Origin of the sequence: Calothrix sp. UHCC 0171, assembly GCF_034931845.1 — a bacterium.
Lineage (GTDB): Bacteria > Cyanobacteriota > Cyanobacteriia > Cyanobacteriales > Nostocaceae > Brunnivagina.
The window spans coordinates 1-22,296 of record NZ_JAYGHN010000018.1 but is presented as its reverse complement, the minus strand read 5'-3'; the positions used below and the strand labels follow the sequence as shown (position 1 = coordinate 22,296).

Genomic DNA, 22,296 nt, shown 5'->3' with positions numbered 1-22,296 from the left:
CAGCATATAAAAAATTAGTGCGTATAAGTATTTTTACATGCTTTACATATATTTTGACAGTTTTGAATTATACGCCACTGTTTTGCTGCTGGCAATGACAGGAGAACCGATAATCGAGGAGAAGTGAACTATCTTTAGCTCTCGGTTTTGAGTATACGGCTACATAGCTATTTACAAGCACAACTTATAAGTTAATTAAATATTTTTGCTTTACAAATTGAAACTTTCTGTTTTATATCTTAACTAAAATAAAAGTTTGTTCCAAATCTAGTTAAAATCACTGAGCTATAATAAAACTTTAAAATGACTTATTTTTCACCTGGTTCTGCCTAATCACGTTATTTAGAGGTTGCAGATGAAAACAATTGAGTGGTTTCGCATCATAGCTTTCAGTCTCATTGGCTTAGTTATTATGCTCTGGGGGCAACCATTGCTCTACCGCAGTCAATTTGGTATTTTTGCTACTAAGAAGATCGGGAGTATTGAAGGATGGATAGTTAACTTTTATATACCAGGAGCAATGCTTGTTTTTGGTGTTTGCGTGGCTTCAACATTGTTGTGGTACTTTTTGGCAGCTAGAGCACAACCACGCACAGCAGGCGATCGCCATCAATGGCAGTTGGTATGGATGGCAATTTTATTTCTTCCAGTTTTAAGTATTGGACTAGCTCTTTATTTGTATAATTATAAAAATGAAGCTGTATTGTCTAGGGCTACTTTATTTATCTTAGATGCAGCATTTCTTTACTGGTTTATCACTGCCACTAGTTCCCCCAAAGAATTGATGTATGCTCCTCCGGGAGCCTTTACTCTGCGTCGTTTACCTTTATTTAGAGACTAAGAATTGATATGTCACTTTACTTAATTGGTATTGGTGGGACTGGTTCTAAGTGCATTGAAGCTGTAATTCAATTAGCTGCTATTGGTCTGTTTAGTAATACTCCTATCAAAGTTTTATTTATAGATCCAGATGAAAGCAATGGTAATTTAGAACGTTCTCAAAATTTTCTGAAGCTTCATCAAAAGTGTAGCGAAATTATTAATGGTGAAAAACAAAGCTATTCTTGGATGAAGACTCCGATTAGTGCCTTTGAATTGTGGTCGCCATTTGCAAAAACCAGTATTAATAAAAATCTGAGTTCATTTTTTAATTACAATAATCTCAAGCAAAACTACCAAGAATTGGGTAATTTATTTGATGCTCTTTATACAACAGAGGAAAGAACAGTTGACTTAGATGTTGGATTTAGAGGTCGTCCAGCCATAGGCTCGGCTGTGATGAGCCAAGTTAATTTGAATAGTTTGGATGATGAACCTTGGCGATCGCTTATTAATCAAATTGAAGCTGGTATGGGGGGCGGCAGTGAAACTAAGATTTTGCTCTGTGGTTCGATTTTTGGCGGCACAGGAGCTTCTGGGTTGCCGACTATTGGTAGCTTACTGGCAAATAAATTTAAGGGTAAGCGCGATAAGGTGAAAATTGGTTGCCTATTCATGTTGCCTTATTTTGGTTTTTCGCCGCCTGCTGGAGAAGATCCAGATGGTTTTTATGCTCAATTCGACCTATTTTTATTAAATACAGAAGCTGCGCTCCGTTACTACCAAACTCAAGCAAAAGAAATATTTGATGCTGTATATCTACTAGGAAATCAGAACTACACACAAGTAAAGTTTAGCATTGGTAAAAATACCCAACGTAATGATCCTCATTTTCTTGAGTTATATGGGGCACTAGCAGCACGGCAATTTTTTCTGTCTCCATGCAATATAGATCGCCCGGTAAGCTTAATAGGTCGTCATACTTTAGGTAAAGTTACATGGAAGGATATCCCAGATCGAAGTGTTGTTCAGCCAGAAATAGTCAACGCCACACGCTTTGCTTATGCTTGGCTAGCTAGTACCCTGCCTGAATTGCAAACTGCTAAAGAGCGAGGAATTCCTTGGGCACAGAGAAATATTCCCTGGTTTAGTAGGTTTTTTCGTCCTCAAAGCTTTATGGGAAATGCAGGTAAAGATTTGCCGGAGTTTAGTGACTCGAAAGAACAAAATGCCATTGATATTGTTACCAAGTGGTGTCAACAATACTTAGCTTGGTTGCACTCAATTCATCAATGCGAAGGTGAAGATATTGAACTTTTCAATTCTAACTCTTTATTAACACCAAAAATAGAGATGTTTTCCAATCTTGTTATTGGTGACAGTCGAGATAAGAGTAAAAAAATCCAAGATACTATTAGTGAATTAAATGTCAAGTTAATTTCTCAACCCAAAAATTTGGAAGAACCAAATCAAGGTGCAGCAGGATTAGCTAAAGCTATTTATATCCTTTCTCGAATCTCAAACTAGGCTATATAAGAATACTAATGACATTCACACAAACAGACAAGAATTTACACTTTTTTCTCCCAACATTAAAACCCGATGCTGATGTCAAACCAATTGATGAGTCAGGAAAATGGGATGCTCAAGGAAATAATGCATTTCAAAATGTTGCTACTAGCCTAGATTACAAAGCTCCCAGAGAAGTAAAAAGTGTTAGTTCCGTACCCACAATGTGGGCACGTCCAGTTTCATTAGAAATGGCTCTGCATAACCAAAAGTATCCCATCCGCGAGCAAATGATCGAACAGTGGCGGGGGATGCTTGCTGCAATAGCGCTGGCGGAAGTCCGGGGCTTACCTTTAAAGGCACAATTGGTAGAACTTGGCAAGTTGAAATATGAGGAATTTGCCCGTTCTTTACATTTATTTCCGAGTTCTGTTAACACTCTCTATACCTTAGAAAATAAAGACCCTTGGGAAGATATTTATGTGTTTTTATGGCAAGGTAAATCAGTCGGATTATCTTCACCAAGCACTTTAGTTTGTCCATCTGAAGAAGGAGAATGGACTGGTTTATCTTGGTGGACACAAGGTAGACTGCACTCTCCAATTCCTTATCTAAATGCTAGTGAAAAATCTTTATTGTGGGGATGGTTAGAAAATCTGCGTCAAGATTTAAACAACTATAATGGCAAAAAGTCAGCCATTAACATGATTGGTGGATTAATCGATGAATTTCGTGCTGATTTAAAAGCCGATACCAGCCAACCTCTCACCTTAACTACAGAAGCACAATTTTTCGGAATACCTCTAAATCGGGGGGTGCTAAATGCTTTAAATTTTCCTGTCAAAGCACCAGAAAGACCATCTAACATTCGTTTAATTGGCAGTCAAGATAAGAAAGAAAAACCACATCTGCTAATTATAGATCCAGAAATAGCAAAAGTATGGAACGAATCTCCACAAAATATCTGGATACATCAAGGTAAAACTTTAGCAGCCTTAAATGTTGAAGATTTACGACAAAAACGAATTATTTGGCAAGATGTGAAGTGGATTGAACCAAAAGATCTATTTTTGCCAGAATTTACTTTTGTTAATCAAGAAGATGCATTACCTGGGGCTTTTTTACCCAAAGAAATTGTACCTTTAACCTTTGAAAGCGATCGCATTACGCCGCTAATCCCTCTAAATCCCATACTCCTTGAGTATCTCACGCCAGAGGATTTAATTTCACGGCTAAAAATACAGCCACTCAACGGTGATGCAGGACAGCAAATTCGGGTAATTTTAGATTTACCATTGGCTGGGATGAATGCTGAGAAGTCATCGCAGAATTACCGAATTCAAAAAGATTACCCAATCAAAGAAGAAAATGCGTTACCGGAAGTACCAGTTTTAGAGATATGGCCCAATTTTCGCACTCCAAGCTGGAAATATTACTATGCATTTTACTACGATGGTGAATATGGAAGGGATACTTTTCAGGTTAATTTCCCCGAAGCTAAACAGCCCCATATTTTCAAAGATGGTGCGGGTGCTTACCAGATGGCATACTTGGAGCAGTTTCCATCCTATATGGAATGCCAAACCCAAGATAGACAATTATTGGGTCTAATTTTACTCAAAGCACCATCAGAAATACAACTGCGGAGTTCATGGACGATTGGTGTAGATTTTGGAACTTCTTTTACCAATATTTATGTAAACAGAACGGGTGGAGCCGAACCTTTAAAATTAGAAAATCTCCACCATAAAGTTACAGAATTTAACCAAGAAACTAGATTACCTTTGTTGTATGAATATTTTATCCCTGAAGATTTTATTCCCATAGACAAGCCATTACCTTTATCTAGTGTATTGACAGTTAGAGGAAATTCTACTAACGGTAACAATACTACTCAAAGTCCAATTTTTGATGGTCGAATTTATGTTCCAAATATGAACTTTAAACCTCAACAAGATTGGATTAAAACTAATTTAAAGTGGGAAGAATCTAAAAATTTAGCTTACAATCAACTGTTTCTCAAGCATCTTTCTCTACATATTACAGCGATCGCAGCCAAAAATGGGGTTGAAGAAATTCAATGGTCGTTATCTTATCCTTCAGCATTTTCTCGTGGTGACCGAAACAGATATTCCAGGACTTGGATAGACTTGGCTAAAGAATTGCAACAAAAAACGGGTATTAAACAGATTTCTCCAGAAGCCGATAATTTAGATTATTTCCGCTCTGAGAGTTTAGCAGTTGCCCAATATTTTGCAGATCAAGAACAACATGATTTAGTCCGTACTACATGTATTGATGTGGGTGGTGGGACTTCAGATATCTCAATTTGGCAAGAAGAGAATCTTGTTCACCAATGTTCAGTTATGCTGGCTGGCAGAGATATTTTCTCGCAATTTCTCGAATTAAACCCTAAATTTTTAGAGCGGACATTTGGGATTAATGCATCAGAAGTAAAAGGATTGAAAGGTACATCATTTAATCCCAAGCTCGATGTTTGGTTGCGATTAGAAGGAGATAACTGGCTGAATAATAAAAGAGCATTTGCTGCTGATAAAGAAGACTTTCAAGGTTTAATCCAACTTACTGCAATTGGCACAGCAGGATTATATTATTACGTAGGTCTGCTGCTCAATGTACTACACCAAGAAGGGAAATATGAGCAGCAAGAGATTACTCCCGTCTATGTTGGTGGTAATGGTGGTCGATTTTTGCATTGGCTTTCAGAAACAGGAAGATTTGATCGTCACTCAGAAGTCAACGAACTCTTAAGTCGAATGTTAAGTAAAGCATCTGGCTTTGAAGATACAGAAGTTCCTACACGTTTAAGCGAAAATCTTAAGGATGAAGTAGCTTGTGGATTGGTACTAAATCAAACTAAGCTGGTAGGTCTAAAGAAAAAAGTAAAAGATCCATTGGTTGCTGGTGAACAGTGCGAAGTCAATGGAAAAACAATTGACTGGAATTCTCGCTTGCAATTGGAGGAAGATGAAGAAGAAATTGAAAAGTTTGTTATCCCTAAACTAGTGCAACTGCCCAAGTTTCTGTATGATTTTCATGTTGCCTTAAAAGACTTAGAAATTGAAGGTATAAAACCACTAAAAGGTTATAAAAGAAGCCTCGATCTGCAAGATAATGAAAAATTCTGGCGGGAGACTAACAGAGAGTTAACCAACATCTTGCTAAAAGTCAAGGGCAAATCTGAGAATATTCGCTTTGAACCTCCCTATATTCTGGGGCTAAAAGCATTATTACGTGTATTAGGTAAGGATTGGGCAGAAACATGGTCAAAATAAAGTAGTCAGAATCAGGATAGTTACAACCAAGCGATCACAACAATCTAGATTTTCAAGTTTTATATAGTTTACGCTTCAGTTGCTCATTGCGATTCCTGGTCTAAATTTCTCTAGTTGCAAACCCTGCCATTTACTTATTGTTTATAAAATACTTATCACACATTTTTTGCGGAACAAGAAAACTATGAATGAGACAGATGACGAAGCCCTAAATAAGGTTGCGGATGAAGATGAAGGGATAACAAAAGAAAGTTGTCAAAAATTGCAATCTCAAATTGAACATCTTCATTCAAAAAATCGTTTACTATCTGACACTATTACAAAGTATTCTGCATTCTTAGAAAAAATATTTAAAGGTTTACCTACATACATTGATTACAATAGTGCTAATCAAGGCGACCTCGATAATTACTGTAAAAAAGTACGTGATTTTGAAGCTGATTTTCATATTTTAAGGAATGACTATGAAGAACAGATGAGAAAATCAGATAATCAGGAATCGCAATCTAAAGGGCTACAAACTCCTGTACCTCATCAACCAGTAATCAGAGAAGATAAAAACGATTATCAATACTATGTTGGATTATCTCAACAAAGCTCGCAGAGAAATCCGGAAATAGTGAACTTAGAAAAAATTTTAATATCAGTAATTGGACGAACGTTAATACCACAACTTAATAAACAACTGGAAGAAGAAAAAAATAATTTTCACCACCAAAATCAAAATGTTATAAAAAATGAATTAACCCCTTTAGAAAAGAAGTTACAGCAGATAGAACATCTACTATCTCAGATTTTATCAACACTAAATCAAAGAGAAACTGCTGAGAATACGGCTCTACAAACAAACATTGATAATAATAATGCAAACAGAAACGAACCAACTTCTCAAGTTGAAGATACTCATCAAGAAATTAATACTGTAGATACTAATAATATACCTTGGTTAAAAGAATATAATAGAAATCCAGATTCATTTGAGCAATATGCAAAACAAGAAGTAACTATAACAGCAGAGAGTATTCACAATCGCCGACTGGGAAGTAATCAGACTGTTTTTCTCGAAGATACTCGCAAAGGCAACTATTGGGTATTTGCTAATGATAATACTATAGTAACTGGAAAATACTTGCTTCCAAAAGCTAACTTAAAATTTACTGAATATAGCTTAGAAACAATTCAATTTTTATTTGAATTAACCGGAAATACATCTGATAATTCTGGTAGATTTACAATTATAAAACCAGCTATAGTTACTCTTGTTGAACAAGGAAAATGGCAGTTAGTTGATACTGGAATTATTGACTTTGAAAGCTAAAATTAGGTTAATTGAGAATAAAGGGAAGGATTGATGACAAAAATAAAAAACCTTCAAATCTTATTTTTAATATTATTTGTTTTACCTTTCTTTCTAGATAGTCAAAAACTAACAGACGTGGCTAATTTGAAGCCTAATCCTAATTTAGTAGTTAATCTCGATAATAAAAAGCTGTTCCTCGAAGTAGGTCAGGATTTAAAAAATTTTCAAGAGATCAAGCAATATATCTTAGATAAACAAATAAACGATCTCAATATAATTATTAATTCGATATACCAAGATAACACTGTTGATACTTCCACAGTTAACACTAATGCTTTAAATGAAAATAATAAATTAATAAATATTTTACGATTGGAGAATTTATTATTTCTCTTTATTGGTTTCGTAGTCGGTATTATTGTTGGAATTTCTGGATTGCTTTTTTTAAAAGAGTATGTTAAGCATAAAAAACTTCAAAAACAAGCAAAAAATCAGCCTACTATTAATACTCAGATAGCAAAACCTGAAGCTGAAGAATCTTATTGGAATCAAGAAGCATACACTAGTACACAAGCTACACAACCAACATCATTTAATAATATACTCAAAACACTAACAATAGAACCTTCAACAACAGAATATTCTTCTCCATCAGCAAGCACTCCACATAGTTATATTTCAAATTCTTCAAATTATCCCTCTTCACATTCAAGGGTTGTGGAGATTTATAATACAAATTCTAAATTACTGAGTAAAAATGCGATTGAAGTTTCTGAAACACCCGGAAGCATTAACCAACGTCGTTTAGGTGTCACTCAAGCTGTCATTTTAGAAAGAGTTGCTAAAGGGAAAGGAAACTATTGGGTTATCAGCGAACAAGGTTTTTCCGAACTTGTCCCAAAAGCAAATTTAAAAATTAATGAGTTTAACTATGAAACTGTAGCTAATATTTTCAATTGTCATAACTATCAACAAGGATATTCAACTAATTTTAGTTTACTTGAGACAGCAAAGGTTGTTTCTATCAATCAAGACAATTGGCAACTTCAGCAAAAAGGAGACTTACGATTTTAAATAACTTATTTAATATTTTAATTTGATATTTTAGGATATTTGCAAAATTGAACATGATATTCTGAAATATTGTTTTTTTAAACTATCATAGACGGTTAGTTTATCCGTAATAATTATGATGAAAATTTTAAAATACTCTCTTAATTTTTTAGAAATAAATGCTGTTTAAAATTCCAGCTTTTAAAACAACAGAGGCTTTATCTATAAAATAGACAATACAACAATATGAAATATCTTTCCTTAGAAATTGAAGATTTAGTAGAGATTTATAATTATGCTCCCCAAGTTTTGCTTAAAAATGCAACTAAAGTCTCACTAACTGAAGATAGTTTAAAAAAACTATCTCATAATTTGGTAACTTTAACGGCTGCAAAAAATGGTAATTATTGGTTGATTGAAGCACAAGAGAATAACTATTGGCTTTTTCCTAAAGAGAATATTAAAATCGATGCATTTAAGTTAGAAACTGTTAAATATTTATTTCAATGTCATGACTATAATTCAACAAGTTCTAATTTAATAACTTTAATTAAACCAGCAAAAGTTTCTTTAATGTCCAATAAAATAGAGTGGAAACTTGAAGAGTTGGGAGAAATTAAATTTGTCAATTCAATCCCGTTAGGAGATTCAAAATTGCAGATTGAAGCTGCGAATCAAGAGATAATTCAACTTCAATTACAGTTAGAAGAATTAATTAAAGAACGTAATAAATTTCAAAATGATTTAAAGATAGTAAATGAAAATTTTGATTGCCGAATACAGAGTGAAATACAAAAGCAGAATCAACTTATAAAATTAATGGGTACTTATTTACATAGTAATTTTCATGAATTAAAGACACAATTAACAGAAATTAAGCAAGTTTTAAATGTAGAAAATCGAATAATGGCTCCTACTAGCCAGACTCAAAATACAAATTCACATAAAGATGAAAATGAAGAAGTTTATCATGGCTTACCACATATTCATTGGCTAAAAGAATACAATAGAAATCCAGCTTCCTTTGAACAATATGCTACACAAGTAATCATAACAAAGGAAAGTATTCACAATCGCCGACTGGGAAGTAATCAATCTATTTTCCTAGAAAATACTCGTAAAGGTTTCTTTTGGGTAATTACTGATGATGATACTATTCCAACAGGAAAATTATTGGTTCCAAGCGCTAATTTAAAAATTAATGAATATAAATTAGAAACAGTTCAATTTCTCTTTGAATTAACCGGAAATATATCTGATAATATATCTGATATTTACATTAAATTTACTATCACAAAACCAGCAATAGTCACTTCTGTTGAACAAGGTAAATACCAGTTAATTGAAACTGGAGTTATTAACTTTGAATAGTTTAATTAAAATATTTTATGAGTGTAATATAAAGATAAAATATTGACTATAAGATAAGATTATATGATAGAACCTGAATTTAACGTCGAGGAATTAGAACAGAAAGTAAATTATCTGATGGAAATAATCCGTCAATTAGAGAAGAGACTCAGCACCGTAGAAAAATTATTGATAAACAAAAATAATATCAGCGATTCAGAGTCGGTAAATATTACTGGCTCCATGAATATACCCACTATTGCTAAAATCAATTTATCAGAAACAGAGATATTAGAGCTTTACAATAATAACTCTCAAGCTTTAGCGGATTACGCAGCTAAAGTTGCTGTAGCTGACGAAAGCTTACGCAATAAGTATAATAATATTGCGATTATTTTAGAAAAAACAAAATCTCAGTCTGCCAGTTACTGGATATTAACAACAGAAGATGACAAATATTGGCTTCTGCCGAAAGCTAAATTGCGAATTAATAGTTATAATTATGAAATTTTAAAATTTTTATTTCAATGTGCTGGTTATAAATATGATTCAAGTAGCGAATATACTTTAACTCAACTAGCTAAAGTTTATTTAACGCCTAGCGGAGATAAATGGCAGTTACTAGAACCAGGGAAATTAAATTTTGTTGGTTGTCATACTGAAGAATCAGAAGAAGATTCAATAACAGATACTACACAGGAATTTGCTGAAAATATATCAGAAGAAATATTTATAAATGCTGATAATTATAATTTAGACACTAATCAAGATTCAATTACTCAAGAATCTGTACCAAGCAATCAGGAAGATATACCAATACTTGAAAACATAGAAAACTCTTCCGAGTCTAAAGATGAATCTGAAATTTCACCAGAAATATTATTAGTGAATCTTTATAATAAAAAAAATACTTTATTATTTGAATATGCTAAGGCTTTCTCTAAAACACAAACTACTGATACAGGAACTTTTGAAGAAAACTCAAATGGAATATATTGGATATTTTCTTTTAAACAAGGAACTGCTTATCTAGTTCCTCGATGTGATGTTGATATTAATCCTGATAACTTACTGGATTTACAAAGTATTTTTACATGTTTGAATTATCCACTGGAAAATATTAATGAATATACAAATCAATTTAAGCTAATTCAACCTGCTAAAGTTACACCGTTAAATACTGTTGGAATTGCAGGAAATAACTGGGTTATTCCGGGAACTACAACAGCAGAAAGATGGAAACTAGAAGAACCAGGAATTTTAGATTTTTCATCTAATTCAGATGTATCATTAATTCATCAGCTATGGCAAAATGTCCAACTATTGAAAACTCTAGTTGGACATAGTGATTCAGTCAGTTGTGTTGCGATTAGTTCTAAAAACAAAGTAATAATAAGTAGCAGCTTTGATTGTTTAATTAAAATTTGGAGTCTAGTCAGTGAAGAGAATAATATCTTTTATAATGCGAATTCTAGATTAAACATTGTAGCCTTTCATCCCGATGAAAAATTATTTGCGAGTGCCGGTGATGAAAGTATTATTAAACTTTGGGATATAAACAATAGAGTTTTAGAACGCCTTATTACAGGACATTTAGCCTCGATTCGTACCCTGATGTTTAGCTCTGATGGCAAACTAATTGCTAGTGGAAGTCGCGATAAAACAGCCAAAGTTTGGGATGTGGCAACAGGTAAAATTGTTTATGATTTAGTTGGGCATACTGACACAGTTATTTCGCTGGCATTCTCTCACGATCACAAAACTATTGCAACTAGCAGTAGTGACAAAAGCATTAAGTTATGGAGCCTCGAAACTGGGAAACTCCTCCATACTATTTATGGAGGCTTAGATTTATACTGGTCAGTTGCTTTCAGTCCCAATAGTCAAATTTTAGCTGCCGGAGCGAGCAATAATCACATCAAGCTTTGGGATGCACATACATATGAACTAGTCAATGCCTTTACCGAGCATTCCGCAGCAGTCTACTCCATTGCCTTCAGTCCAGATGGACAAACCCTCGCTAGCGGCAGTGCAGACAAGACAATTAAACTGTGGGATATTAACACAGGTGCATTACTTTCTAGCTTAAATGCACATTCTCATGAGGTTTATTCCGTTACCTTCAGCTCAGATGGACAGATTCTTGCTAGTGGCAGTAAAGATAAAACCATTAAGATTTGGGAGTTTGTTCATTAATCTACATTCGATTATCCCTATTTTATTACTCTCTTCAGATAATAATCAGAAAGCCCTGCTATATAAGCTTTTTGCTCAAAAACTTATGATTTTTAGTTTGTGTTAGGAAATAAACCCTCAAATTGCCTTCCTGTATGAACTTTAAAAACTACGTTCTATTTTTAGTTTCGCAGAGTGACAAAACAGGGTTATGCATTATTAACTATTCCCAAAAGTTGTAATGTTTCTTATAATTGTTCCAGAAATAAAGTCAATAATTTCTCGGAAATAGACATTAAGTAATATTTAATACTGCAAAAAGGTAAAATTTGCATCATAACGATAGTAAAGTAAATGTTTAGTAAACTTAATTTTATGAATTTTACTCAAATTCAATTTAGCGATCGCAAGTCAGATATTGATATCATTCAATTACAGGAATTATTCGATGTTGCGGCATTTTGGGCAAAAGAACGCAGCGTGGAAGATTTAGAAATTGCGATCGCTAATAGTGAGCCAGTGGTGACAATCAAGGATGGAGAAAGGTTGATTGGTTTTGCCAGAGCAACTTCTGATGGCATCTATCGCGCTACGATTTGGGATGTTGTTATTCACCCCGACTATCAGGGAAGTGGACTTGGTAGTAAGTTAGTCGAAACTGTTTTAAGCCATCCTCGGATGCATCGGGTTGAGCGTACATACCTAATGACAACTCATCAACAACGCTTTTACGAAAAAATTGGTTTTCAGGCTAATTCCACAACCACCATGGTACTACATAACCAATCTCACCTGGGTTCACTACCTACTGAACAAGTCCAACTTCAGGAGTTGTTTGGGGGATAGAAATTTGTAGTCTTGTCATTTGTTGAGAATCTTTACCATCATCGGGATAGGGAAGAATTTCTAGCTTTCCTCCTAAGACATCGAGTATGCTTTGACTCAATAATAGCTTCATTCCTGGTGCAGTTGCAGTTGGAGATTGGAGATTGAGATTCATTTCTGTTGTCATTAAATCAATTGCTTCGCTACTGGGGAAAGCAAAAGTTGGCATATCTAACCAGATAGTGGCGCAATTTGCCCCAGTTTCCTGCGTGGGCGGAACAGAAATACAAATTCTCCCTTCCTCCATCTTGGCTTCCATCTGACTAATGGTGGTGTCAATTAAGCTAATTAACACTTGTCGCAACCAACGAACATCTGTGGTGACGTAAATTTCTTGCTCTGGAAGTTCTAAAGAAAATGGGTAATTGCGATTTTCTGCCAACAGATATGTGAGATCATAAACCTCCTGCAATAATTCTATTAGGGGTTGTGGTTGAATGTCTAAACGATTTGTACCATATTCAACTCGAGCAATATTGAGAATTTCATCAATTAACTTTAACAACTTCATGGCTCGCTCATGGGCTTGCTCGATAAATTCTCGCTCTTCTTCCGGACTTTCGCACAAATCAGACAAAATTAACTGATGTAAACCAATTAAACCATTCAAAGGCGATCGCAGTACATGGGTAGTTCTTGCCAAAAAACCGGCTTTAAATTGGCTCATTTCCTGGGCTAAATAGTAGGCTAATTCTATCTGCTGAATATTTTTGACTGATTCTTGTTTTTCAACTACTTCATTTTTATTCCCATTGTGGCTCAGTTGTTTTGCTGGTGAGCGAAACAAGCCGCGCAAACCTGCACCCAAGGCAAGCCCTGCTGCTAGATATAGCCAATTATTCAAGTTCATAGTTAATCGATTATAAATTTAAGTTAGTCAAGCAAACAGGCACAAAAGCAGCTTAGAGATTTCCCAAAGCCTAATTGTTTAACTTGTTATTTTCTCTAGTAAATTAGAGTCACCAATCCTATCTAATGTATTAACTCGAAAAGACTCAGGATAGTCTTATTTTTTACTTTTACTTTTACTTTTATGGAAGAAGAATACAGATTTATAGCTCCTCTAAAAAATACTAGTATATAAAATTGCACCTACATTAGATAACTATTGAGATCAAAGCTTATATATACCTGATTTTTACTCACTTCTCAGAAAAAATTCGGAGAAAGCAGAATTTTATTATAACTATGCCCAGGAAATTTTCGAGCTAAAAATCGAATTTCACTGCCCCTTGTCGAAGAATCTGCCAACTTTCTTGAGTCCACTTGACAACAGTGGAAGGTACACCAGTAGAATTGATTCCTGTTTCCCCTGAATTCACATCCAGGACTAAGACATCGGCAAATTGCATAGCAATTTCTGGCATTGTCAGCAGTGCCGGTTGTCCAGAAAGATTGGCGCTAGTAGTTGCCAGAGCGCCTGTTTGCGATAATATTTGTTGAGTGATCGCATTTGCGGGAACTCTAATTCCCAGAGTTGTCGGGTTTTGTGGGTTCATTGTTTTGGCGACAGGTGAAGCAGTTGGCAACACCAAAGTCACTGCACCTGGAAAATATTTCGCCGCGACTCGCTGCCAAATCTCCAATTCTACTTCTGTGCCTGTAACATAATTCCACAATTCATCAGCACTCGCCGCCATTAGGATGAGGGGTTTATCTTGGCTGCGTTGCTTTGCTGTATAAATTAAATCTGCTTTTTCTGGGGATACAGCTAGGGCTGGGACTGTATCGGTGGGAAAACTAACTAATTTGCCCTGAAGAGCGCCAGTAATAAGGGCATTAATTGATACTTGAGGCATTTTCGCTACGTTAGAGCAAGAGGACTGAGGCTATATTGAAGCTACATTAATTATTGGCAAAAAAATCAACACCATATTTTGACAACTTTACCCCTCAATTGTTTTCCATACCAAAATGTATTTGCCGAAAGAGTCTGTAAATTTCTGGGTTCCACTTGCCAACTTTCCTGGGGATTAAACAAGACTAACTCAGCTTTTTGACCAGAAACTATACCATTGAGGCTTTGCTGCAAACATTCCGCCGGACGCTGGCTCAATGCTTGCCATAGCTCTAAAGCTGTAAATTCACCTGTTGCCACCAAATTCTGCCACAGCAAAGGTAGTGCTAACTCATACCCAATTGCTCCCGGTGGTGCATCAGCAAAAGCGACTGTTTTCTCTTCATAGGTATAGGGCGTATGATCAATAGCGATCGCATCCAAAATTCCCGATTTCACACCCTTTCGCAATGCCAACATATCGCTCGGATTTCCCAAAGGTGGCTCTAACCGCAAGCTGGGATGATAACTTTTTAAAGCTTTTGTATCCAGAAGTAGATGCATCCACGTTGTGCTGGCTGTTACTGGCAAACCCCGTGATTTTGCTGAGGCAATTAATTCGACACCGCGAGCCGTCGCCACCCGCATAATATGAATTGCCGTCCCCGTCGCCGCAACTAGCTCCAATAATGCCGCAATCGCCGAAGTTTCAGCAGCCACCGGAGTCACAGGCAAGCCAAATCTGATGGCATCCACACCCTCACGCATTATCCCATTAGAACGTAACTGGCGATCGCAAGCATAGAAAGCAACTGGTTTATGTAAAGGTTGTAAGTATTCTAAAGCCCGACGCACTAAGCTCAAATTTTCTAGAGGTTTGCCATCAGCAAAACCCACAACACCCGCAGAGGCTAACTCCGCTAACTCCGTTAATTGCTGTCCAGCGATATCTTCAGTAATTGCACCCCAGATATGGAGAGATGGTGAGTTGTATGCTGCTGTCCCTGTTTTCCCTGGGCGACTCATTTTCTGTAACTGCGTCACCATTGCTGGGTTGTTAACTGCGGGGGATGTGTCAGGTAAAATGGCAATGCGTGAGAAACCACCGTTTGCGGCTGACTGGAGCAGCGAATCGATAGTTTCCCTCTCTTCATTCCCCGGCTCCCCAGAATGACTGTATAAATCTACCAATCCAGTTCCGAGAATTAAACCCCGACAGTCGCGAATTTCGGTATCTACAGGAAATTCGGAAATATTGGCAGCGACTGATAATATCTTGCCATCTTGAATTAGCACATCTGCTAATTGCTCACTTCCAGAAATTGGGTCAATAATTCGCGCTTGTTGTAATAATTCAGTCATGAGCCATGAGTGGTAGGTGCTGGTTATTGGATGTAAGCATCCGACAGTATAGTTGTGATTAACTCCGAATCATCTACAAAGCGCCAGCAGCAGTTTTATCGAGAACACCACCACCCAAATGTGCAGTAATATTCATCGCTTGTAAGACTGGCAAACCATTTAAACCAGAAGGATAATCAATCACGCTAACTGCACCATTCCCTTGGCGGAAATTCCAGAAGTTTTCGTTTGATAATCCTAAAATATGACAAAGCAAGGTTTTATTTGTGGCATCATGAGCGACAATTAAACCAACGGAACGATTTGCAGCGATCGCAGTTTGTACAATATTTTGCCAAGCAACAACAGCGCGATCGTAAACTTGTTGTAGGTTCTCTCCTTCTGGCATTTGGACTTCGGCTGGCAAAGTCCGCCATCTTTCCAATTCTCCAGGAAATTCCTGTTCAATATCCTGTTCAAATTTCCCTTCCCAGAGTCCGTGACTAATTTCGCATAAACCTGCATCTAATCCCAACTCGACATCAGGGTGAGCACCTAAAATAATTTCTGCGGTTTCCTTGGGACGTGCCATTGTACTCGATACCGCAAAGTCAATATTTACGTCCTTGAGAAATTCAGCCGCCTTACTTGCCTGCAATTTCCCATTATCGTTGAGGGGAATATCAATTTGTCCCTGAAATCTCCCTTGACGGTTCCATTCAGTCTCACCATGACGCACCAGTAATAACCGCACCCCTTGATGATGTCCAGGACGTAATGTGGGAAAAACTTCCCCCATATGCTGCGTCTGATTCATCGATTCCAGTTGCACATTATCATCCAAACCACCAGCAAAGTTCAGAATGCTAATTGCACAATTTGATTGCTGTAATGAGTGGTAGCGAGATGGACAAATTCCCAAAGCCGTACTAATCAGGGCACGATTGATGCCATTATGCCCAACTATTAGTATCGTTTTGCCTTGATGTTCTTGTAATAATTCTTGCCAAAATTCCCTGGCTTGTGCGTATAAAGCTAATATGGGGAAATGCTCGCGAGTTCCCTGTTCTGTGGAGACTTGCATCACAAACTTGTCGGGGCGCTCGTGCCAAGTTCGGTAATCTTCGGCAAACTTTTCTTGAACTTCCGAATTTACCATTCCTTCCCACAGTGGCAAGTCTATCTCCAAGAGTTTATCGGATATCTGTAGGCTAACTGATTTTGACGAAGTTCCTGGATTTGTTGCCAAAAATTCGTGACAAATAATTTCTGCCGTCGATTTTGCCCTTCTTAGGGGACTGGAATAAATCGCATCAAAGGCAATATTGCTGAGGGCTTTACCTACCTTTGCCGCATCGTGACGACCTTTTTCTGTTAACTGCGACGCATTGGAACGTCCTTGGATCCGTCTCTCGGTATTGTAATTACTTTGACCGTGACGCACAATGATGACACGAGTCATCTTCAAAGCCCTCCTCTATCTCAAGGTCTAATTTTACTGCAAAGTGTCACCGTGAGGAGTAGGAGAAAGAATTTCTGCGACATCTCCCAAATATACTGTTAATATCAGGGTTGCCTTGAGAAAACTGACGCGGAGACTCAGAGACGCGGGGAGGCGGAGAAATTTTGATTGTCAGTGATTAGCCGAACATGACTATGACTGATGAGCTTGGCATAAATGTGGAATGAATTAGCGACTGAAATTATGCATATTCCTTTCAAAATAACGCGAAATCATCCCATGATTCAGAAATGCCGAAAATCTCTAATACAGTTCAGCGAAAATAAAGCTACCATTTTAAATGGCTGAAAAGCTAAAAATATTGGCTTTCTTTATTTTTCCTTCTTACCAAAAAATTGGGTCTAAAGCCTCGTCCTTGTAGGGCGACTTTTTATTGTACTTTTATCAATCTTATACCAAACATGTCAGTATAAGATAGCAGGTAAAGAAATGCTTGTTTTTGAGTTTAAAGTTTATGGGAAATCATTTCAGCTAAAAGCAATAGACGATGCAATTCGGACTGCACAATTTGTTCGCAATAGCTGTATTCGGCTGTGGATGGACGTTAAAGGTACAGGTAAAAACGACTTGCAGAAATATTGTGCTGTACTAGCAGCTAATTTTCCGTTCGCTAATGAACTCAACTCGATGGCTAGACAAGCCAGTGCAGAACGAGCATGGTCTGCTATCACCCGGTTTTATGAAAATTGCAAAAAAGGGGTTTCTGGCAAAAAAGGATTTCCTCAGTTCCAGAAAGATTGCCGTTCTGTTGAGTACAAAACGTCAGGATGGAAGCTTGCAGATAATCGTAAATCCATCACATTTACTGATAAAAAAGGTATTGGTCGTTTAAAACTCAAAGGCACTCGTGATTTGCACTTCTACCACATTAACCAGATTAAACGGGTGAGATTGGTAAAACGTGCGGATGGTGTGTATGTTCAATTTTGTATTGATGTAAATCGTTCTGAGAACATAGAACCTACTGGTAATACAGTTGGTTTAGACGTTGGATTGAAGGAATACTACACTGACTCGAATGGGTTGATGGTAGAAAACCCTAAGTTTTTTCGCCAAGGTGAAAAGGTTCTTAAACGTTCACAGCGTCGTGTTTCCAGAAAAATAAAGGGTTCCAAAAACAGAGGCAAGGACCAACAGATTTTAGGTAAACGCCACCTCAAAATAAGTAGGCAACGTAAAGACCATGCTGTGAAATTAGCGCGGTGCGTAGTTCAGTCAAACGACTTGATAGCCTATGAAGATTTGAGGATTAAAAATATGGTAAAAAATCATTGTTTAGCCAAGTCTATTAATGATGCATCTTGGTATCAGTTTCGTGTCTGGCTTGAATATTTTGGAAAAGTATTCAAGAGAGTCACGGTTGCGGTTAATCCGCAATATACAAGCCAAGAATGCTCTAGCTGTGGTGAAGTTGTCAAAAAAACCCTATCTACTCGAACCCATGTTTGTCAATGTGGATGTGTGATGGATAGAGATGAAAACGCAGCTAGGAATATCCTTAGTCGAGGATTGAGTACCGTAGGGCATACGGGAACTTTTGCGCTAGACGCAAGTAATGCTTGGGGAGATGAAACCTCTACTCTATCTGGCGCAAGCCTGGTTGAGCAAGTTATGTCTTAGATTCAAGAATCCCCGTGCGTACCCTTCGGGAACGCCAAGGGCGAACACGCCGGGGAGTGTCAAGCAGCCAAAGCATTTTCAAACTTATCGAGTCTGGCAATTTCCTCTTGTTTCGGGTTGGCTTGACCGTAGATTTTTGATAACTTGCCAGTGCTTGCTAAAATATCACGGATTTCTTGGTTAGAAATTTGATTGAGGTTTCTGCTACTCAACATTGCCGTAATTGCAGCGATACCTACAGCCTGTCCCACAGCACAATTAAACTCTACAATGCGTCCAGCCGAAGCAGCATAACCTTCAAATCCCGATGCCGGACTAATAACTGCTAAATTGGGGACATTTTTTAACAATGCATGTTGCATTCCCACATTAAATAGAGGGGCAGGTAATTTAAAGAACAAGATATTACCCAAGCCTTTTTCAGATGCTCTTGTGCCAAGCCCTTCGATACCGCCACGAATATCAAAGTGGTAGCCAAATGTACCTAAAGCCTCGCTAACGGGAACTCCACCTTTGAGCATTTCTGCACCTGTGAGGGGGTCATTAACACCGATAATATTACCAGCATGACGAATATATAACTCAGGAGCAGGTTTCACAGATTTAGCCCCAAGACTTTGAAACCATTGACTCATCAGTTGCATTTCTTTGAGCATTGCCGCAGTGGGTTTTGCATCTTCACGGGATAAAGTTTCAGCTTGTTCGGCGTTAACATCAAATAACAGAGCATTCCAGGACATTCTGTGATTGGGGAAAACTGCCACATTTCCTTTATCTAATACAGCACCACTTTGGTCTAGGGATAGTGCTGTGCCGCGAAAGGCGTGATAGGCGATTGAGAGGGCAAAACTGCGGACATCAATAAAATCGCTACCTGCATACATCGCAATTTTACTGAGGTCATTTTTGTTAGTTATAAATGGTTCACTGAGTTGGGAAATGCGATCGCTATCTCCGCCTGCTGCAATCTTAATCCAGTTTTGTGCTTCGGTATCATTCAGATTCGCCAGACGTTGCATGTAATTCATTTCTATGTCTTTCAACGCTTGAACGCTTAAACCTTCAGTTTCAAAAGTCAACGTTACCGAAAGTTCGGAATCTGGTAAACCAAAAGTTTCAAACCCCCTCAGTTTTTTCACACCTGCAAATTGAGCAAGTTCAGCATTGATTGTGGAGTCAATAAAGATTTTTGCCATGTAGGTTTCGTTATTTGTCAGACGAATACCTGTAATTTTTTGTCCTTGTTTGAGAACCGATTGAATGTCGGCGTTACTGAGAATATCAGCACGAACTTCTTGGAGCATTTCCCGGAGGACAAAATCACCCTTTTTGGGATCGAGTCCAACTTGAACAACACCTGTGCGTTTCAAAAATTCCTTATAAATAGCTGATTCATCACCATAGATATCCAAACCATACTGCTTACGAATATCAACAGGTACAACTGAACGATCTAAATAAGATAAACCACCACGTACTAAATGACCACCAATTCCAAGCTGTGACTTACCTTTAAATAGTAGTAGGGAACGGGGGTATTTATTTGTGCGGCGAAAATGCTCCCGTGCGGCACAGACTAAAGCCAAAATCCCTGGGACTTCATCCCCAAAGGCAATAATGTCGTAGTTGCGAACTGTGGAATTATTTGCAGATTGAATATTTGACATAGTGATTTCCCCATATTTTTTTTATGCTTCTGAAGACAATCAACAAGACAAATCAGTTCCATTTCGGATCACAGGAACAACAAATATATACTAGCTGTGGTGGAAAGCTTGCACAAGCCTTGGTAGCCAAAAACGCATCTCCCTTCAATTTACACTTAAATTTACATTTGCTCAGTCTCAATGTTGAGAAATATATCGAAATTCCCCACATTCCCCTAACTAAAAAATCATCAGATAAATATTTAACCTTTAAAGGTTTATGATTTGAATACAGTAGAACACATGCCAATACCGAAGTTGTCAGTGTCATTAGCAGAATATTAAATACTTTAGATACTGATGATGAGATTGGGCAAAATCTAACTGCTGACTCCCATAACAGAAGTCAAGCGGCGGGATTGTGAATCGTATCATTTCTGTTTGAATACTTATGATTCAGCCTGAGATAGAGAAATTTCCTCGTCAGTGATTAGACGGACATGATTAGTAATGATGAGATGAATGAGATTCCCATCTGAAACCTTGACATTAGTCATTGTCAGCAGGCTACGATAATCTATCGGCTGTTCTTATTTTTAGATACTGTGATTGCGACTCATAAGTTTTAGCAATTTTGGAAAATTCTTGCATAAAATTCGTAAGAGCAGATGATATCTCAATAGCAGCATTTACCATTGGGGAGTAAATCATGTCGCGCTTTGCTTACGAGCGAGAAAATTTTTCTTTATCGCTGCCAATTTCTCAATCTGCCCGTACCACTGCACAAATATTTGCCAAACAACAACCAACAAGTGAAAAAGCTGAAAAAGTTCTTTTAAATACACTTTCAGTTTTGACAGTTAATTACTACTTGGATTTGATGGGTTTTGCCACGAATCTGGATATTAGTGATATTTGGAATCCAGTCATGCGCTTGTGTACAGACGTATCTGACTTGGAAGTATTAGGTATTGGCAGGTTAGAATGTCGTCCCATAAATACTGTTGGAGATAGCTGTTATATCCCTCCGGAAACATGGGGTGAAAGAGTCGCTTATATTGTAGTTGCGATCGATGAAACTTTCTTAGAAGCACAAATTTTAGGTTTTTCTACCAGTGTAGAAACCGACGAATTAACTTTAAATCAATTGCAACCTATTGAAGAGTTACCTGCATATCTTCAACAATATAAACAAGCCACGAACAAAATCAAACAAGACACAAAACCAGAAATACAAATTCCTGTTGTGGTAAATTTAAGTCATTGGTTTGCTGGTACTTTAGCGCATGGGTGGCAAACAATAGAATCTATACTTAGCCAACCAGAATATCGCCCTTTATACCTATTTCGTAGCACTGAGTCAGCATTGACAAATCGAGACAGTGAGACAATGACAGCGACTAGGTGTGGAAAGATTATTGATTTAGGTATCCAAATTGCCAATCAACCTGTAATTTTAGTGGTTGAAATCAATACTCAAGAAAACCAAAAAACAAATGTCCGTCTCCAACTTCACCCCACAGGTACGCAAATTTACTTACAGTCAGGGGTAACATTGACTGTTTTGGATGAATCTGGCAATATTTTCCTAGAGGCACAGTCACGCAGTGCTGATAATTACATTCAGTTACAATTTAGTGGCAACCCAGGGGAACGGTTTAGTGTCAAGGTAGGATTAGATGATGCTAGTATTACTGAACATTTTGTCATTTAGTCAATAGGGTTAGGAGTTGATAATAACTTATGATCATTAATGATTAATTGCTAATTCTTAAATTTTAATTGTATATGTAAGCACTAACTACTAACAATAATTATGGGTAAGTTAGTTGTTCTCAAATTCGGTGATGGTAGCTTTGAGCAGGGATTTCCTGTAACTTTGCAAATTAGTAGAGAAAGTGAGTTGCCGAGTATTGAAATTGTTGGTAGATTGTCCGCAGCCAGCAAATTACCAATATATTACAACCATTGGCAATCTAACTATCGACGTTTAGGTAATGCCG

17 protein-coding genes are annotated in these 22,296 nt (G+C 37.2%); 12 read left to right on the top strand and 5 right to left on the bottom strand.

All coding sequences use genetic code 11. The features are described 5' to 3' along the window. Positions 1-355: 355 nt before the first annotated feature. The 8 genes from VB733_RS15020 to VB733_RS14985 all read left to right on the top strand — a co-directional run bounded on the left by VB733_RS15020 (position 356) and on the right by VB733_RS14985 (position 12,348). On the top strand, positions 356-841 hold the full coding sequence (locus VB733_RS15020) for a hypothetical protein (protein ID WP_323340867.1): 486 nt from the start codon (positions 356-358) through the stop codon (positions 839-841). Positions 842-849: 8 nt separating this feature from the next. Next, the gene (locus VB733_RS15015) at positions 850-2,346 is read left to right on the top strand and encodes a tubulin-like doman-containing protein (RefSeq protein WP_323340866.1); all 1,497 of its coding nucleotides are present in this window, start codon (positions 850-852) and stop codon (positions 2,344-2,346) included. Between the two features lie 17 nt (positions 2,347-2,363). Further along, on the top strand, positions 2,364-5,624 hold the full coding sequence (locus VB733_RS15010) for a hypothetical protein (protein WP_323340865.1): 3,261 nt from the start codon (positions 2,364-2,366) through the stop codon (positions 5,622-5,624). Between the two features lie 184 nt (positions 5,625-5,808). After that, positions 5,809-6,942 (top strand): hypothetical protein, encoded by a 1,134-nt coding sequence (locus VB733_RS15005; RefSeq protein WP_323340864.1) that lies wholly within the window; start codon positions 5,809-5,811, stop codon positions 6,940-6,942. Positions 6,943-6,975: 33 nt separating this feature from the next. Continuing rightward, entirely contained in the window at positions 6,976-7,998 is a 1,023-nt protein-coding gene (locus VB733_RS15000) for a hypothetical protein (RefSeq protein WP_323340863.1), read from the top strand. Positions 7,999-8,223: 225 nt separating this feature from the next. After that, on the top strand, positions 8,224-9,348 hold the full coding sequence (locus VB733_RS14995; protein WP_323340862.1) for a hypothetical protein: 1,125 nt from the start codon (positions 8,224-8,226) through the stop codon (positions 9,346-9,348). Between the two features lie 63 nt (positions 9,349-9,411). After that, positions 9,412-11,523: a WD40 repeat domain-containing protein gene (locus VB733_RS14990; RefSeq protein WP_323340861.1), complete on the top strand. Its 2,112-nt coding sequence runs from the start codon at positions 9,412-9,414 to the stop codon at positions 11,521-11,523. Between the two features lie 354 nt (positions 11,524-11,877). Beyond that, on the top strand, positions 11,878-12,348 hold the full coding sequence (locus VB733_RS14985) for a GNAT family N-acetyltransferase (protein WP_323340860.1): 471 nt from the start codon (positions 11,878-11,880) through the stop codon (positions 12,346-12,348). Here the strand turns inward: VB733_RS14985 and VB733_RS14980 are convergent. The 4 genes from VB733_RS14980 to VB733_RS14965 form a co-directional block, all read right to left on the bottom strand. Beyond that, positions 12,308-13,237 (bottom strand): HAMP domain-containing sensor histidine kinase, encoded by a 930-nt coding sequence (locus VB733_RS14980; protein WP_323340859.1) that lies wholly within the window; start codon positions 13,235-13,237, stop codon positions 12,308-12,310. The two genes, VB733_RS14985 and VB733_RS14980, sit on opposite strands and share 41 nt — an antisense overlap. Positions 13,238-13,595: 358 nt before the next feature. After that, positions 13,596-14,186: an L-threonylcarbamoyladenylate synthase gene (locus tag VB733_RS14975; protein WP_323340858.1), complete on the bottom strand. Its 591-nt coding sequence runs from the start codon at positions 14,184-14,186 to the stop codon at positions 13,596-13,598. A gap of 65 nt (positions 14,187-14,251) precedes the next feature. After that, positions 14,252-15,526, bottom strand: a complete 1,275-nt coding sequence (locus VB733_RS14970; protein WP_323340857.1) for a dihydroorotase — start codon at positions 15,524-15,526, stop codon at positions 14,252-14,254. Positions 15,527-15,599: 73 nt separating this feature from the next. Continuing rightward, positions 15,600-16,967 (bottom strand): histidine phosphatase family protein, encoded by a 1,368-nt coding sequence (locus tag VB733_RS14965; RefSeq protein ID WP_323340856.1) that lies wholly within the window; start codon positions 16,965-16,967, stop codon positions 15,600-15,602. 489 nt (positions 16,968-17,456) lie between these two features. Between VB733_RS14965 and VB733_RS14960 the strand changes: the two genes are divergently transcribed. Next, the gene (locus VB733_RS14960; RefSeq protein WP_323340855.1) at positions 17,457-18,647 is read left to right on the top strand and encodes a transposase; all 1,191 of its coding nucleotides are present in this window, start codon (positions 17,457-17,459) and stop codon (positions 18,645-18,647) included. A 59-nt stretch (positions 18,648-18,706) separates the two neighbouring features. Here VB733_RS14960 and VB733_RS14955 read toward each other — a convergent pair whose 3' ends face one another. Continuing rightward, positions 18,707-20,314, bottom strand: a complete 1,608-nt coding sequence (locus VB733_RS14955; RefSeq protein WP_323340854.1) for an FAD-dependent oxidoreductase — start codon at positions 20,312-20,314, stop codon at positions 18,707-18,709. Between the two features lie 23 nt (positions 20,315-20,337). On the opposite strand from VB733_RS14955, the gene VB733_RS14950 reads away from it, so the two are divergent. The 3 genes from VB733_RS14950 to VB733_RS14940 form a co-directional block, all read left to right on the top strand. After that, positions 20,338-20,577, top strand: coding sequence for a hypothetical protein (locus VB733_RS14950; protein ID WP_323340853.1), 240 nt, complete (start codon positions 20,338-20,340; stop codon positions 20,575-20,577). Positions 20,578-21,002: 425 nt separating this feature from the next. Next, the gene (locus tag VB733_RS14945) at positions 21,003-22,007 is read left to right on the top strand and encodes a DUF1822 family protein (protein WP_323340852.1); all 1,005 of its coding nucleotides are present in this window, start codon (positions 21,003-21,005) and stop codon (positions 22,005-22,007) included. 102 nt (positions 22,008-22,109) lie between these two features. Continuing rightward, positions 22,110-22,296, top strand: a 187-nt coding sequence (locus VB733_RS14940; RefSeq protein ID WP_323340851.1) for a hypothetical protein, incomplete at its 3' end; no start/stop codon positions are given.